The sequence below is a fragment of the Actinomadura rayongensis genome (assembly GCF_009831215.1).
Classification (GTDB): domain Bacteria; phylum Actinomycetota; class Actinomycetes; order Streptosporangiales; family Streptosporangiaceae; genus Spirillospora; species Spirillospora rayongensis.
The window spans coordinates 198,850-216,412 of the sequence record NZ_WUTW01000006.1 but is presented as its reverse complement, the minus strand read 5'-3'; the positions used below and the strand labels follow the sequence as shown (position 1 = coordinate 216,412).

Sequence of the window (17,563 nt, the reverse complement as noted above, 5' to 3'; positions counted from 1 at the left end):
ATGGTGAACGAGGACAAGCTCCGCGACTACCTCAAGCGGGTGACCGCCGAGCTGCACCAGACCCGGCAGCGACTCCGGGACGCCGAGAGCCGCGCCCAGGAGCCGATCGCCGTCGTGGCGATGAGCTGCCGCTACCCCGGCGGCGTCACCGCGCCGGACGAGCTGTGGAACCTGGTCGCCGGAGGCACCGACGCGATCACGCCGTTCCCGTCCGACCGGGGCTGGAACATCGAGGACCTGTACGACCCGGACCCGCACAAGATCGGGACGTCGTACGCCCGGCACGGCGGGTTCCTGCACGACGCCGCCGAGTTCGACCCGGACTTCTTCGGCATCAACTTCCGCGAGGCGCAGGCCGTCGACCCGCAGCAGCGCATCCTGCTGGAGCTGGCGTGGGAGGCGATCGAGCGCGCGGGCATCGACCCGCTCGCGCTGCACGGCAGCCACACCGGCGTCTACACCGGCGTGATGTACGACGACTACGGCGCCCGGCTCAGCCCCGCGCCGCAGCCGTACGAGGGGTACATCGCGACGGGCAGCGCGACGAGCGTGGCGTCCGGCCGGATCAGCTACACGCTGGGCCTGCACGGCCCGGCGATCACGATCGACACGGCGTGCTCGTCGTCGCTGGTCGCGCTGCACCTGGCGTCCCAGGCGCTGCACAACCACGAGATCGAACTTGCGCTCGCGGGCGGCGTGACGCTGATGGCGACGCCGGACCTGTTCGTGGAGTTCAGCCGGCAGCAGGGCCTCGCGCCCGACGGTCGGTCCAAGCCGTTCGCGGCGGCGGCCAACGGCGTCGGCTGGGGCGAGGGCGCGGGCCTGCTGCTGCTGGAGCGGCTGTCGGACGCGCAGCGCCACGGCCACCCGGTCCTCGCCGTCCTGCGCGGCTCGGCGATCAACCAGGACGGGACGACGAGCCAGATCTCCGCGCCGAACGGGCCGTCCCAGCAGCGCGTCATCCGGGCCGCGCTCGCCGCCGCCGGGCTCACCCCCGCCGACGTGGACGCGGTCGAGGCGCACGGCACCGGCACGCGGCTCGGCGACCCGCTGGAGGCGCAGGCGCTGCTGTCCACCTACGGGCAGGGCCGCGAGCACCCGCTGTGGCTCGGGTCGATCAAGTCGAACATCGGGCACACGCAGGCCGCGGCGGGCGTCGCGGGCGTCATCAAGATGATCGAGTCGATGCGGCACGGCGTCCTGCCGAAGACGCTGCACGTGGACGCGCCCACGCCCGAGGTCGACTGGGACGCCGGCCGCGTCGCGCTGCTGGCCGAGGCCCGCGACTGGCCCGACACCGGCCGGGAGCGGCGCGCGGGCGTGTCGTCGTTCGGGATCAGCGGGACGAACGCGCACGTCATCCTGGAGCAGGCCCCGGCGGTCGAGGACGCGGCGGAGCGTCCGGCGCCCCGGCCGTCGGCGTGGATCATCTCGGCGAAGTCCGCGCCCGCGCTGCGCGACCAGGCCGACCGGCTGCGCGGCGTGACCGGCGCGGACCCGCGCGACGTCGCGCACGCCCTCGCCACCGGGCGCAGCTCGTTCGCGCACCGCGCGGTCGTCGTCGGGCGGGACGCGGCGGAGCTGCGCGCGTCGCTGGCGGCGCTCGCCGCCGAGGAGGACGCGCCGGGCGTCGTGACGGGCGTCGCGGGCGACCCAGGAAAGACGGTGTTCGTCTTCCCGGGCCAGGGTTCGCAGTGGGCGGGGATGGCCGCCGACCTGTACGCGACGAACGCGGTGTTCCGGGAGCACCTGGACCGGTGCGTGCAGGCGCTCAGCCCGTACGTGACCTGGGACCCGACTGATTTGTCCCCGTTGGAGAGCGTGGACACGGTCCAGCCCGCGCTGTGGGCGATCATGGTGTCGCTGGCGCATCTGTGGCGGGAGTCGGGTGTGCAGCCGCACGCCGTGGTCGGCCACTCGCAGGGCGAGATCGCCGCCGCCTACATCGCGGGCGCGCTGTCGCTGGAGGACGCGGCGGCCGTCGTGGCGCTGCGCAGCAAGACGCTGCTGACGATCACGGGCGACACCACGATGGCGTCCATTCCGCTCGCGGCCGGGGACATCGACCTGCCCGAAGGCGCTCACGTCGCTGCCTTCAACAGCCCGACACAGACCGTCATCTCCGGTGACGCGACCGCGCTGCGGGAGCTGGTCGAGAGCTACCAGGCGCAGGGAATTCAAGCCCGGCTTGTTCCTGTGGATTACGCGTCGCACTCGCCGTACGTCGAGCCGCTGCGCGACGAGCTGCTGGAAGCGCTGAAGGGCATCAAGCCGGTCGAGGCGAAGATCCCCTTCTACTCGACGCTGCACGACGCCTTCATCGACACCACGACGCTGACCGCCGAGTACTGGTACGAGAACCTCCGCCGTCCGGTGCTGCTGCGCCAGGCCGTGGAGCACCTGATCGAGAGCGGGCACCGGACGTTCATCGAGTCCAGCCCCCACCCGGTGCTGACGTACCCGCTCCAGCAGATCTCCGAGGACCTGACCGCGCTGCACACGCTGCGCCGCGACCAGGGCGACGACGTCCAATTCCTCACCGCGCTCGCCAACGCCCACGCGCACGGCGTGACCGTCGACTGGCCGGCCGTCCTGGACACCGGGTCCGCCCGGCACGTCGAGCTGCCGACCTACCCGTTCCAGCGGCGGCGGCTGTGGCTGGACCCGGTCGCCGACCAGGGCGGCATCGGCGCGGCGGGGCTGCGCCCGGCCGGGCATCCGCTGCTGTCCGCCGTCGTCGCGCTCGCGTCCGGCGAGGGCACGGTCTTCACCGGGCGCGTGTCCGGCCCGGCGGACGAGACGATCGGGAGCACCGCGCTGCTGCCCGCCGGCGCGCTCGCCGACCTCGTCCTGCACGCCGCCGAGCGCGCCGGGCACACGCGGGTGGACGACGTCGTGGTCCACGCGCCGCTGACCGTCCCGGCCGAGGGCGCCGCGCAGCTCCAGGTCGCGGTGGCGGACGGCGAGCTGAACGTCCACTCGCGTCCCGTCGCCGACGACGACCTGCCCTGGACGCACCACCTGTCCGCCCGGCTCGGCGCCGCGTCGGCGCCCGCCGCGACCGGCTGGCTGCCGCCGGGCGCCGACCCGGTCGACCCGGACGCGATCTACGACCGGCTCGCCGACCGGGACCGCCGCGTGGGCCCGCTCTACCAGGCGATCCAGCGGGCGTGGCGGCACGGCGACGACCAGTACGCCGAGGTCGCGCTGCCCGACGACGTGGACCCGTCCGGCCACGCCGTCCACCCCGCGCTGATCGAGGCCGCGTTCCAGCTCGCCTACGCGGAGCGGCCCGGCACCGCGCTGCCCGGCGCGCTCGGCGGCGTCGAGGTCCACGCGACGGCCGGCCGGGAGCTGCGGCTGCGCGTCTCCCCCGGCCCGGACGGCACCGCCACGGCGGTGTTCGCCGACACCGAGGGCGCGCCCGTCCTGACGATCGAGCGGCTGGCGCTGCGGGCGCCCGCGCCCGGCGAGCTGTCGGCCGCGCCGCGCCGTCCGCTGTACGCGCTGGACTGGCAGGAGGTCGCCGCCCCGGCGGCGCCCGCGACCGGCACGTGGGCGTTCCTGGACGACGTCGCGGACGACGCGTCCGCGCCCGAAGTGGTGGTCGCGCCGGTCACGGTGTCGGACGGCGATGTCCCGGCCGCCGCGCACGCGACCGTCCGGCACGCGCTGGGCGTGCTGCGGGACTGGCTGGCGGATCCGCGATTCGCGTCGTCCCGGCTCGTCGTGGTCACCCGGAACGCGACCGGCGCCGCGCCCGACCCCGTCGCGGCGGCGGTGTGGGGCCTGGTCCGGTCCGCGCAGGCGGAGAACCCCGGCGTCTTCACGCTGGTGGACACGGTCGCGGACGTCACGCTCGACGACCTCGCGCCCGCCGTGGCGACCGGCGAACCGCAGCTCGCGCTCGGCCCGGACGGACTCAGCGTCCCGCGCCTGGCCGCCGCCGAGCCCGCCGAGCCGCTGACCGTCGGCGGCACGGTCCTGGTCACCGGCGCCACCGGCGCCCTCGGCGGCCTGGTCGCCCGCCACCTGGTCACCGAACACGGCGTCACCGACCTGCTGCTCGTCAGCCGACGCGGCGCCGACGCCCCCGGCGCGGCCGAGCTGGAGACCGACCTGACCGCGCTCGGCGCCACGGTCACGTTCGCCGCGTGCGACACCGCCGACCGCGACGCCGTCGCCGCGCTGCTGGACGGCCGGACGCTCGGCGCGATCGTCCACACGGCGGGCGTGCTGCGCGACGCCACGCTCGCCGGGCTGACCGACGAGCACGTCGAACAGGTGCTGCGCCCCAAGGTGGACGCGGCGTGGAACCTGCACGAACTGGCCCCCGAGACCCCGCTGATCCTGTTCTCCTCGCTCGCGGGCGTCCTCGGCAACCCCGGCCAGGCCAACTACGCGGCGGCCAACACCTTCCTGGACGCGCTCGCCGGGCTCCGCGCCGCGGCGAACCTGCCCGGGACGTCCATCGCCTGGGGCCTGTGGGACGAGCCGGGCAACCTCACCGGCGACCTCTCCGACACCGACCGTGCCCGCATGGTGAGCGGCGGCGTCGCGGCGCTCGCCCCGGACGAGGGCCTGGCGCTGTTCGACGCGGCGCTGGCCGCCGGGCGCCCGGACGTCACCGCCGTCCGGTTCGAGCTGGCGGGCCTGCGCGAGCAGGCCGAGCAGGGCACGCTGCCGCCGGTGCTGCGCGGCCTGGTCCGGACGTCGGCGCGCCGCGCCGCCACCGGGTCCGCCGCGTTCGCGCAGCGGCTCGCCGGACGGACCGAGGACGAGCGGCTGGACCTCGTCCTGGACCTCGTCCGGACGACCACCGCCGACGTCCTGCGCCGCCCGGCCACCGACGTGATCGACGCCGGGCGGGCGTTCAAGGAGCTGGGCTTCGACTCGCTGACGGCCGTCGAGCTGCGCAACCGGCTCAACGCGTTCACCGGCCTGCGACTCCCGACGACGCTCGTGTTCGACCACCCGACGCCCGAGTCCCTGGCGGCGCGGCTGCTCGCCGAGCTGCTGGACGCGGGTCCCGCCGAGATCCAGGCGGGCCCGGCCGCGACCGTCGCGGGCGACGACCCGATCGCGGTCGTGGCGATCGGCTGCCGGTTCCCCGGCGACGTCCGGTCGCCCGAGGACCTGTGGCGGGTGCTGGCCGACGAGACCGACGTGATCGGCGAGCTTCCCGAGGACCGGCACTGGGACATCGACGGCCTGTACGACCCCGAGCCCGGCGTCCCCGGTCGCTTCTACGTCAAGCGCGGCGGGTTCGTCTACGACGCGGCCGGGTTCGACGCCGAGTTCTTCGGGATCAGCCCGCGCGAGGCCCTGGCGATGGACCCGCAGCAGCGGCTCCTGCTGGAGGTCGCGTGGGAGGCGTTCGAGCGGGCGTCGATCGACCCGACGTCGCTGCGCGGGTCCCGGACGGGCGTGTTCACCGGCGTGATCGCGCAGGAGTACGCGTCGCCGCTGCGCAAGGTGCCCGACGGGGTCGGCGGCTACTTCCTCACCGGGACGACCACGAGCGTCGCGTCCGGCCGGATCGCCTACAGCCTCGGGCTCGAAGGCCCGGCCGTCACGGTCGACACCGCGTGCTCTTCCTCGCTGGTCGCGCTGCACCTGGCCGCGCAGGCGCTGCGCAGCGGAGAGTGCGACCTCGCGCTGGCGGGCGGCGCGACGATCATCGCGAGCCCGAGCATCTTCCTGGAGTTCAGCCGCCAGCGGGGGCTCGCGCCGGACGGCCGGTGCAAGCCGTTCGCCGCGTCCGCCGACGGCACCGGCTGGGCCGAGGGCGCGGGCCTGCTGCTGCTGGAGCGGCTGTCGGACGCGCGCCGCAACGGCCACGAGGTGCTGGCGGTCGTCTCGGGGACGGCCGTGAACCAGGACGGCGCGTCCAACGGCCTCACCGCGCCGAACGGCCCGTCGCAGCAGCGCGTCATCCGGCAGGCGCTCGCCAACGCGCGGCTCACGCCCGCCGAGGTGGACGCCGTCGAGGCGCACGGCACCGGCACCACGCTCGGCGACCCCATCGAGGCGCAGGCGCTGCTGGCCACCTACGGGCAGGAGCGCGAGACGCCGCTGCTGCTCGGCGCCGTGAAGTCGAACATCGGCCACACGCAGGCCGCCGCGGGCGTCGCGGGCGTCATCAAGATGATCGAGGCGATGCGGAACGGCCGCCTGCCGAAGACCCTGCACGTGGACGAGCCCACGCCGCACGTCGACTGGGAGTCCGGGCAGGTCGCGCTGGTGGACGCCGCATGCGACTGGCCCGAGACCGGGCGTCCGCGCCGCGCGGGCGTCTCGGCCTTCGGGATCAGCGGGACGAACGCGCACGTCATCCTGGAGCAGGCCCCCGGCGACGAACGGCCCGAGCCCGCCGCCGCGCCGCCCGCGCTGCCGTTCCTGCTGTCGGCGAAGACCGAGCAGGCGGTGCGGGACCAGGCCGTCCACCTGCGGGACCGGCTCGCCGCCGACCCGGACGCGGACCTGGCCGCCGTCGCCCGCGCGCTGCGCGCCCGCGCGGTGTTCGACCACCGCGCGGTCGTCGTGGGCGACGACCGGGAGTCGTTCCTCGCCGGGCTGGACGCGGTCGACGTCGGCGTCCCGGGCGGGAAACTCGCGTTCCTGTTCACCGGGCAGGGCAGCCAGCGTCCCGAGATGGGCCGCGAACTCTACGACGCCTACCCGGTGTTCGCCGAGGCCCTGGACGCCGTTCTCGACCGGATCGACCTGCCGCTCAAGGCGGTCATGTTCGGCAACGATCTGCGGCTGAACGACACGCAGTACACGCAGACGTCGCTGTTCGCGCTGGAAGTGGCGCTGTTCCGGCTGTTCGAGTCCTGGGGCGTCAAGCCCGACCACCTTCTGGGCCATTCCATCGGGGAACTCGCCGCCGCGCACGTGGCGGGCGTCCTGGACCTGGACGACGCCTGCAAGCTCGTCGCCGCCCGCGCCCGGCTCATGCAGAGCCTCCCGTCCGGCGGCGCGATGATCGCGCTGCAGGCCGCCGAGGAAGACGTCCTGCCGCACCTCAACGACAGCGTTTCCATCGCGGCCGTGAACGGGCCGAAGTCCGTCGTCATTTCCGGCGACGAGACGGCGGCCAACGAGGTCGCGCGGCATTTCAAGGCGCGCCGCCTGACCGTCAGCCACGCGTTCCACTCGCCGCTCATGGACCCGATCCTGGACGAGTTCCGCGAAATCGCGTCCACGCTCACCTACCGCGCGCCGGAAATCCCCATCGCGACGAACACCTCCGGCGACGTGACCACCCCCGAGTACTGGACGGACCACATCCGCAACGCCGTCCGGTTCCACGACGGCCTCCAGGAACTGCACGCGCAGGGCGTCACCACGTTCCTCGAACTCGGCCCCGACCCCGTCCTGTCGACGCTCGCCAGCACCGCGCTCGGCGACGCGACGGCCGTCGCCGCGCTCCGCCGCGACCACCCCGAGCCGCGCACCGCGCTCACCGCGCTCGGCGCCGCGCACGCCCACGGCGCCGCCGTCGACTGGGACGCGGTGCTCGGCGAAGGCCCGGCCGCGTACGTGGAGGTGCCGACCTACCCGTTCCAGCGCACGCCGTACTGGCTGGACGCGCCGATGACGCCCGCCGCCGCGGCCGACCTCGGCCTCGGCGACGCCGAGCACCCGCTGCTCGGCGCGGCCGTCGAGCTCGCCGACGACGGCGGCACACTGTTCACCGGCCTGCTGTCGCTGCGGACGCAGCCGTGGATCGAGGACCACACGATCGGCGCGGCGCCGCTGCTGCCCGCGACGGCCTACGTGGACCTCGCGCTGCACGCGGCGCACCACGTCGGCGCCGAGCAGGTCGCCGAGCTGACGCTGCACGCGCCGCTGCCGCTGCCCGAGCACGGGGCCGTCCGGGTCCAGCTCGCGGTGGCGCCGGACGGGGCGTTCACGATCCACTCCCGTCCCGCCGACGACGAGGGCCAGCCGTGGACGCGGCACGCGACCGGCCTGCTCACCGGGTCCGCCGAGCCCGTCGAGGCCCCGCCGGTGCCGGTGTGGCCGCCGACCGACGCGTCCCGCCTGGACGTCGCCGCCCTCTACGACGACCTCGCCGGCCGGGACTACCACTACGGCCCGCTGTTCCAGGGGCTGCGGGCGGCGTGGCAGGACGACGACGCGGTGTACGCCGAGGTCGTCCTGCCCGCCGAGGAGCCCGGCGCGTTCGGGCTGCACCCGGCGCTGCTGGACGCCGCGCTGCACACCGTCGCGCTCGGCGGCCTGCTGCCCGAGCACGAGAGCGGCGACCAGGTGTGGCTGCCGTTCGCGTGGTCGGACGTGACGCTGCACGCCGTCGGCGCGACCGCGATCCGCGTCCGCACCGCCGCCACCGGACGGCCCGGCCAGGTCACGCTGACCGTCACCGACCAGGCCGGGGCGCCGGTCGCCGACATCGGCTCGGTGCAGTTCCGCGCGACCGCCGCCGACCAGATCGCGCCGGTCCGCGCCGGCGGGGACGCGCAGGTCTACGAGATCGAGTGGGGACCGGCCGCGTCCGTCCCGGCGGCGCCGGACGGCTGGGCGGTCCTCGCGCCCGGCCTCCCCGGCCCGTTCACCCCGTACGCGGGCCTCGACGCGCTGCTGGCCGCGCTGGACGACGGCGCCGACGTCCCGTCCACCGTCCTGCTCCCGCTGGCCCCGGCCGGGGACGCCGACCCGCTCGCCGCCGCGCACGCCCTCACCGCCGGGCTGCTCGGCACGCTGCGCGCGTGGCTGGACGACCCCCGGCTTGAGGACGCGCGGCTGGTCGTGGTCACCCGCGACGGCGACCTGGCGCACGCCCCGCTGTGGGGGCTGACCCGCACCGCGCAGACCGAGCACCCGGGACGGTTCGTCCTGCTCGGCACGGACGGGACCGACGCGTCCCTGGCCGCGATCCCCGCCGCGCTCGCGACGGGCGAACCGCAGCTCCTCGTCCGCGACGGCGAGCCCCGCACGCCCCGCCTCGCCCCGGCGCGGCAGGACGCGGCGCTCACCCTCGACCCCGGCGCCGCCGTCCTCATCACCGGCGGCACCGGCGCCCTCGGCGGGCTGCTGGCCCGCCACCTCGTCACCGAGCACGGCATCCGGCACCTGGTGCTGGTCAGCCGGCGCGGCCACGCGACCGACGGCGCGATCGAGCTGGAGGCCGAGCTGACCGCGCACGGCGCGGACGTCACGGTCGCCGCCTGCGACACCGCCGACCGGGCCGCGCTCGCCGGGCTGCTGGAGTCGCTGGACGTGCCGCTCGGCGCGGTCGTCCACGCGGCGGGCGTGCTGGACGACGGCATCCTCACCGCGCTCACCCCGGAACGGCTCGCGACCGTCCTGCGGCCGAAGATCGACGCGGCGTGGAACTTCCACACGCTCGTCCCGGACACGCCGCTGGTGCTGTTCTCGGCGCTGGCGGGCGTCCTCGGCAACGCCGGGCAGGCCAACTACGCCGCCGCGAACACGTTCCTCGACGCGCTGGCCCGGCACCGCCGCGACGCCGGACTTCCCGCCGTCAGCCTCGCCTGGGGCCTGTGGGACAAGGCGGGCGCGATGGCGGACCGGCTGGACGACGGCGACCGCGCCCGCATCGCCCGCGCCGGGATCGTCCCGCTCACCGCCGAACGCGGGCTGGCGCTGTTCGACGCCGCGCTGGACGCGGGCCGGGCGGCGGTCGTGACGGCCGGGTTCGACGCGGCGACGCTGCGGGAGCGCGGGGACGCGCTGCCGCCGCTGCTGCGCGGGCTCGTCCGGCGGCGTCCGCAGCGGCGCGCCGCCGAGGCCGCCCCGGCCGCGGTGTCGCTCGCCGACCAGCTCGCGGGCCTGCCCGCCGACGAGCGGCGCGCGCGGGTCCTGGACCTCGTGCAGGGCAACGTCGCGGCGGTGCTCGGCATCGCGTCGGCCGACGACGTGGACCCCGGCCGCGCGTTCAACGAACTCGGGTTCGACTCGCTGATGGCGGTCGAGCTGCGCAACCGGCTGGGGACCGCCACCGGGCTCCGGCTGCCCGCGACGCTCGTGTTCGACCACCCGTCCCCGCGGGCGCTGGCCGACGAGCTGCTGACCGAGCTGGCGCCCGGCGAGTCCGGCGACGGCGACCTGGAGACGCGGCTGCGGCGCGCGCTCAGCACCGTCCCGCTGACGCGGTTGCGCGACGCGGGCGTGCTGGACGCGCTGCTGCAGCTCACCGACCTGGCGGAGCCCGCCGCGTCCGGCGAGGCCGCCGACGTGGACGACATGGACACCGACGAACTCATCCGCCTGGCCCTGGGCGACGACTCAGCGGCCTGACCGAAGACGAGCGAGGGGATCCCGAATGGCCTCATCCGACGCGAAGGTCGTCGAGGCGCTGCGCACCTCCCTGAAGGAGGTCGAGCGGTTGCGCAAGGAGAACCGGCAGCTCGTCGGCGCCGCCACCGAGCCGGTGGCGATCGTCGCGATGAGCTGCCGGTATCCGGGCGGCGTGCGCGGCCCCGGCGACCTGTGGCGGCTGGTGGCGGACGGCCGGGACGCGATCTCGGCGTTCCCCGGCGACCGCGGCTGGGACGTCGACGGCCTCTACCACCCCGACCCCGACCACCTCGGCACGTCCTACACGCGCGAGGGCGGGTTCCTCGCCGACGCCACCGGGTTCGATCCGGACTTCTTCGGCATCTCGCCGCGTGAGGCCCGCACGATCGACCCGCAGCAGCGGCTTTTGCTGGAGCTGGCGTGGGAGGCGCTGGAGCGCGCGGCGATCCGTCCGGACGCGCTGCGCGGCTCCAAGACCGGCGTCTTCACCGGGATCATGTACTCCGACTACGCGGGCCGGTTCCTCCAGGGCGTGCCGGCCGAGTACGAGGGGTTCATCGGGAACGGGAGCGCGCCGAGCATCGCGTCGGGCCGCGTCGCCTACACGTTCGGGTTCGAGGGCCCTGCGATCACGATCGACACGGCGTGCTCGTCGTCGCTGGTCGCCGTCCACCTCGCGGCGCAGGCGCTGCGCAACGGCGACTGCGACCTCGCGCTCGCGGGCGGCGCGACGGTGCTGTCCTCGCCCGCGCTGTTCATCGAGTTCAGCCGACAGCGCGGCCTCGCGCCGGACGGCCGGTGCAAGCCGTTCGCGGCGGCGGCCGACGGGACGGCCTGGGGCGAGGGCGCGGGCTTGCTGCTCCTGGAGCGGCTGTCGGACGCCGAGCGCAACGGCCACCCGATCCTCGCCGTCGTGCGCGGCACCGCCGTCAACCAGGACGGCGCGACCAACGGCCTCACCGCGCCGAACGGGCCGTCGCAGCAGCGCGTCATCCGCGCCGCGCTCGCCAACGCGCGGCTCGCGCCCGGCGACATCGACGCGGTGGAGGCGCACGGGACCGGCACTCCGCTCGGCGACCCGATCGAGGCGCAGGCGCTGCTCGCCGCCTACGGGCAGGAGCGGGAGGCGCCGCTGCGGCTCGGGGCCGTCAAGTCCAACCTCGGGCACACGCAGGCCGCCGCCGGGGTCGCCGGGATCATCAAGATGGTCGAGGCGATGCGGCACGGCGTGCTGCCGAAGACGCTGCACGTGGACGAGCCGAGCTCCCAGGTGGACTGGACAGCGGGCGCGGTCGAGCTGCTGACCGACAACGCGCCGTGGCCGGAGACCGGGCGTCCGCGCCGGGCGGCGGTGTCGGCGTTCGGGATCAGCGGGACGAACGCGCACGTCATCCTGGAGGAGCGCGCTCCCGTCGCGGCCGAGCCTTCGGAGGCCGTGCGCCCGCTGCTGCTGTCGGCCGCGTCGGCCGCCGCGCTGCGCGACCAGGCGGCGCGGCTGCGGCAGGAGTTCGCGCGGCGTCCCGACCTCGGGATCGCCGACGCCGCGCTCACCCTCGCGACCGGGCGCACGGCGTTCGCGCACCGCGCCGGGGTGGCGGGGGCGTCCCGCGCGGACCTGCTCGCCGGGCTGGACGCGCTCAGCCGGGGCACGCCCGCCGCGCTGACCGTGGAGGGCGGCCCGGTCAAGGGCAAGCTCGCCTTCCTGTTCACCGGCCAGGGCAGCCAGCGCGCCGGAATGGGCCGCGAACTGTACGAGACGTATCCGGTGTTTGCCGAGGCTCTGGACGCGGTGTTCGAGCGGATCGACCTTCCGCTCAAGGACGTCATGTTCGGCGACGATCCCCGGTTGAACGACACGCAGTTCACGCAGACCGCCTTGTTCGCTTTGGAAGTCGCGCTCTACCGGCTGTTCGAGTCCTGGGGCGTCAAGCCCGACTATTTGCTCGGCCATTCCATCGGCGAGCTGGCGGCAGCCCATGTCGCCGGGGTTCTGGACCTGGACGACGCGTGCACGCTCGTCGCCGCGCGCGGCAAGCTGATGCAGAGCCTTCCGGCCGGGGGCGCGATGATCGCGCTCCAGGCCACTGAGGAAGAGGTCCTGCCGCACCTGAACGACGCGGTCTCGATCGCGGCGGTGAACGGGCCGAAGTCGATCGTCATCTCGGGCGACGAGTCCGCCGCCGAGGAAATCGCGCAGCATTTCAAGGCGAAGCGGCTGACGGTCAGCCACGCGTTCCACTCGCCGCTCATGGACCCGATCCTGGACGAGTTCCGGGACGTCGCGGCCACGCTCACCTACAACGACCCGGCCATTCCCATCGCGGCGAACACGACCGGCGACATCACGACGCCCGACTACTGGGTGAACCACATCCGCGACGCCGTCCGCTTCCACGACGGCCTGAGCGAACTCGAAGCGCAGGGCGTCGGCGCGTACCTGGAGATCGGCCCGGACGCCGTCCTCGCCACGCTCGCCGACGGCCCGGCCGCGTCCGCGCTCAGCCGCAAGCACCCCGACGGCGTCGCGCTGCACCGGGCGCTCGCGCACCTGTTCGTCCACGGCGTCGCCGCGGACTGGGCGGCCGTGTTCGCGGGCGGACGTCCCGTGGAGCTGCCCACCTACGCCTTCCAGCGCGAGCGCTTCTGGCTCGACGCGCCCACCGGCACCGGCGACCCGGCCGGGCTCGGGCTCCACGCGGCCGAGCACCCGCTGCTGCGCGCCGTCGTCGAGCCCGCCGGGACCGAGGACCTGCTGTTCACCGGCACGGTCTCCCTGCGCGACCAGCCGTGGCTCGCCGACCACCGCATCGCCGGCGCGACGATCGTCCCCGGCACCGCGCTGGTCGAACTGGCCCTGCACGCGGGCCGCCGCGCGGACGCGCCGCACCTCACCGACCTCGTCCTGGAGGCGCCGCTGACGGTGGCCGACGGCCCGGTCCGGCTCCAGGTCGCGGTCGGCGCGCCGGACGGCGACGGACGCCGCGACTTCGCCGTCCACTCCCGCGCCGACGGCGACTGGATCCGGCACGCCACCGGCACCCTCGCCCCCGAGACCGCGCGCGGCGGCCCCGCCGAGACCGTGTGGCCGCCGCAGGACGCGACGCCCGTCGACGTCGCCGGGTTCTACGACGGGCTCGCCGACGCCGGTTACGAGTACGGCCCGGTGTTCCAGGGCCTGCGCGCCGCGTGGCGGCGCGACGACGCGATCTTCGCCGAGGTCGACCTGCCCGCCGACCACCCCGCCGAAGGCTTCGCCGTCCACCCGGCGCTGCTCGACGCCGCCCTGCACGCCCTCTCGCTCACCGCCGGGGACGACCGGACGACCCGCGTCCCGTTCGCGTGGAACGACGTCGCGCTGCACCGGGCCGCGTCCCGCACGCTGCGGGTCCGGCTCGCGCCCGCCGGGAACGACGCCTACGCGCTGGACGTCGCCGACGAGACCGGCGCCCCCGTCGCGTCCGTGCGGGCCGTCGCCCTGCGCGCGGCGGCCACCGCCGCGTCGCCGCTGGACTCGGCGCTGTTCCGGGTCGAGTGGACGCCGGTGCCGGTCCCGTCCGGCGGCGCGCACGACCACGTGGTCGCCCCGCCGCTGGACGGCGGCGACGACGTCGTGACCGCGACGCACGCGGCGACGCGGCACGTGCTGCGGCTGGTCCGGGACTGGCTCAGCGAGGACCGTCCCCGGCTCGTGTTCGTCACCGAGAACGCCACCGGCGCCGCGCCCGACCCGGTCGCGGCGGCGGTCTGGGGGTTCGTCCGCTCCGCGCAGGCCGAGCACCCGGACCGGTTCGCGCTGGTCGACCTGGACGGCTCGGACGCGTCCCGCGACGCGCTCGCCGCCACGCTGGCGTCCGACGAGCCGCAGATCGCCGTCCGGGACGGCGACCTGTTCGCGCCGCGCCTGGTCCGCGCGACCGTCCCGGCCGAACCGGCGGCGCTCGCCGACGGCACGGTCCTGGTCACCGGCGCGACGGGCGCGCTCGGCGCGCTCATCGCCCGGCGGCTCGTCACCCGGCACGGCGTCCGGGACCTGCTGCTGGTCAGCCGCCGCGGGGCCGACGCCCCGGGCGCGGCGGAGCTGGCGGCCGAGCTGACCGGGCTCGGCGCGACCGTCGACCTCGCCGCCTGCGACGTCGCGGACGAGGGCGCGCTCGCCGCGCTGCTGGACGGCCGGGACCTCGCGGCCGTCGTCCACACCGCCGGCGTCCTGCGCGACGCGACGGTCGGCACGCTCACCGCCGACGACCTGGACACCGTCCTGCGGCCCAAGGTCGACGCCGCCTGGAACCTGCACCGGCTGCTGCCCGACACGCCGCTGGTGCTGTTCTCCTCGCTCGCCGGACTCCTCGGCGGGCCCGGCCAGGCCAACTACGCCGCCGCGAACACCTTCCTGGACGCCCTCGCGCAGCTCCGCCGGGCGAACGGGCAGCCCGCCGTCAGCCTCGCCTGGGGCCTGTGGGACCACGGCATGGCCGAGCAGGCCGCGCCGCGCCCCCGGGGCGGCATCACCGTGCTCGCCGAGGACGACGCGCTGGAGCTGTTCGACCGGACGTTCACCGGCGCCGAACCCGTCCTCGCGCCCGCCCGGTTCGACTTCGCCGCGCTGCGCGCCGGGGGCGGGGACGTCCCGGCCGTGCTGCGCTCGCTCGTCCGGACCCCGGCGCGCCGGGCCGGGGCGGGCGGCGCCGACCTCGCGCGGCGCGTCGCGGCGAGCCCCGAGGCCGACCGGCTCGGGATCGTGCTGGACGCGGTGCGCGGCGTCGTCGCGGCCGTGCTCGGCCACGCGTCCGGGGAGCGCGTCGACGCCGACCGGGCGTTCAAGGACCTCGGCTTCGACTCGCTGATGGCCGTCGAGCTGCGGAACCGGCTGAACGTCCTCACCGGGCTGCGGCTGCCCGCGACGCTCGTGTTCGACCACCCGACGTCGGAGGCGCTGGCCGAGCACGTCCGGGACGAACTGCTCGGCGAGGCCCCGCAGGACGCGCCGGTCGCCGTCGCGACGGCCGCGCACGACGAGCCGATCGCGATCGTGTCGATGGCGTGCCGGTTCCCCGGCGACGTGACGTCGCCCGAGGAGCTGTGGGAGCTGGTCGCGGGCGGCGCGGACGCCGTCACGACGTTCCCGTCCGACCGGGGCTGGGACCTGGACCGCCTCTACGACCCCGACCCCGCGCACACCGGGACGTCCTACACCCGCGAGGGCGGCTTCCTGCACCGGGCGGCCGACTTCGACGCCGACTTCTTCGGCATCAGCGACCGCGAGGCGCAGGCGACCGACCCGCAGCACCGCATCCTGCTGGAGCTGGCGTGGGAGGCGATCGAGCGCGCGGGCATCGCGGCGGGGTCGCTGAGCGGCAGCCGCACCGGCGTGTTCACCGGGCTCATGTACGACGACTACGGCGCCCGGCTGACGCCCGCGCCGCAGCCGTTCGAGGGGTACATCGGGACGGGCAGCGCGTCCAGCATCGCGTCCGGCCGCATCAGCTACACGCTCGGCCTCCAGGGACCGGCGATCACGATCGACACGGCGTGCTCGTCGTCGCTGGTCGCGCTGCACCTGGCGGCGCGGGCGCTGCGCGAGGGCGAGTGCGAACTCGCGCTCGCGGGCGGCGTCACGGTCATGGCGACCCCGGCGCTGTTCGTGGAGTTCAGCCGGCAGCGGGGCCTCGCGGCGGACGGCCGGTCCAAGCCGTTCTCGGCGGGCGCGGACGGCGTCGGCTGGGGCGAGGGCGCGGGCCTGCTGCTGCTGGAGCGGCTGTCGGACGCTCAGCGCAACGGGCACCCGGTGCTTGCGGTCGTCCGGGGCTCGGCGATCAACCAGGACGGCGCGTCCAACGGGCTCACCGCGCCGAACGGGCCGTCGCAGCAGCGCGTCATCCGGCAGGCGCTCGCCAACGCGCGCCTGACGACCACCGACGTGGACGCCGTCGAGGCGCACGGCACCGGCACGACGCTCGGCGACCCGATCGAGGCGCAGGCGCTGCTCGCGACCTACGGGCGGGAGCGCGACGAGCCGCTGTGGCTCGGGTCGATCAAGTCCAACATCGGGCACACGCAGGCCGCCGCCGGTGTCGCGGGGATCATCAAGATGGTCGAGGCGATGCGGCACGGCGTCCTGCCGAAGACGCTGCACATCGACGCGCCCAGCCCCGAGGTGGACTGGGACGCGGGCGCGGTGTCGCTGCTGATGGACGAGGTCCCGTGGCCGGAGACCGGGCGTCCGCGCCGGGCCGCCGTGTCGTCCTTCGGGATCAGCGGGACGAACGCGCACGTCATCATCGAGCAGCCGCCCGCCGCCGAACCGACGGCCCCGACGGCGCCCGCCGGGCCGCTGCCGCTGCCGCTGTCGGCCAAGGACCCGGCGGCGCTGCGGGCGCAGGCGGCGCTGCTCGCCGACCGGCTGGACGACCCGGCGGCGCTCGTCCACGCGCAGACCGTCGGGCGCGACACGTTCGACCACCGCGCCGTGGTGGTCGGCGGCTCGGCCGACGCGCTCCGGGACGGGCTGCTGGCGCTCTCCCGTGACGAGGCCGCCGAGAACGTCGTGTCCGGCGTGACGGGCGACCCGGGCAAGACGGTGTTCGTCTTCCCGGGCCAGGGATCGCAGTGGGCGGGCATGGCCGCCGACCTCTACGCCACCAACCCGGTCTTCCGGGAGCACCTGGACGCCTGTGTCCAGGCCCTCAGCCCGTACGTGACCTGGGACCCGACCGACTTGTCAGCACTGGAGAGCGTGGACACGGTCCAGCCCGCACTGTGGGCGATCATGGTCTCGCTGGCGCACCTCTGGCAGCACTCGGGCATCCAGCCGCACGCGGTGATCGGGCACTCCCAAGGCGAGATCGCCGCCGCGTACATCGCGGGGGCGCTGTCGCTGGAGGACGCGGCGGCGGTCGTCGCGCTGCGCAGCAAGACGCTCATCACGATCACCGGCGACACGACGATGGCGTCGATCCCGCTGCCCGCCGACGAGATCGCGCTGCCGGACGGCGCGTACGTCGCGGCGTACAACAGCCCGCGCCAGACCGTCATCTCCGGTGACGCGACGGCGCTGCGGGAGGTGGTGGAAAGTTACCAGGCCGAGGGAATTCAAGCCCGGCTCGTTCCTGTGGACTACGCGTCGCACTCGCCGTACGTCGAGCCGCTTCGCGACGAGCTGCTGGAAGCGCTGAAGGGCATCAAGCCGGTCGAGGCGAAGATCCCCTTCTACTCGACGCTGCACAACGCCTTCATCGACACGACCACGCTGACCGGCGAGTACTGGTACGAGAACCTG

The 17,563-nt window shown here is 75.4% G+C and carries 2 protein-coding genes; both read left to right on the top strand.

The window, feature by feature from the left end; all coding sequences use genetic code 11:
• A complete protein-coding gene (locus GQ466_RS24605) occupies window positions 1–10,287 on the top strand; it encodes a type I polyketide synthase (protein WP_161105398.1) in 10,287 nt (3,428 codons plus the stop codon).
• Between the two features lie 25 nt (window positions 10,288–10,312).
• Window positions 10,313–17,563: type I polyketide synthase (locus tag GQ466_RS24600; protein ID WP_161105397.1), on the top strand; the 7,251-nt coding region annotated here is incomplete at its 3' end.

What these genes read in the sequence shown, in the direction of transcription:
- GQ466_RS24605 (WP_161105398.1), top strand. Translation starts at nt 1, where the DNA reads ATGGTGAACGAGGACAAGCTCCGCGACTACCTCAAGCGGGTGACCGCC.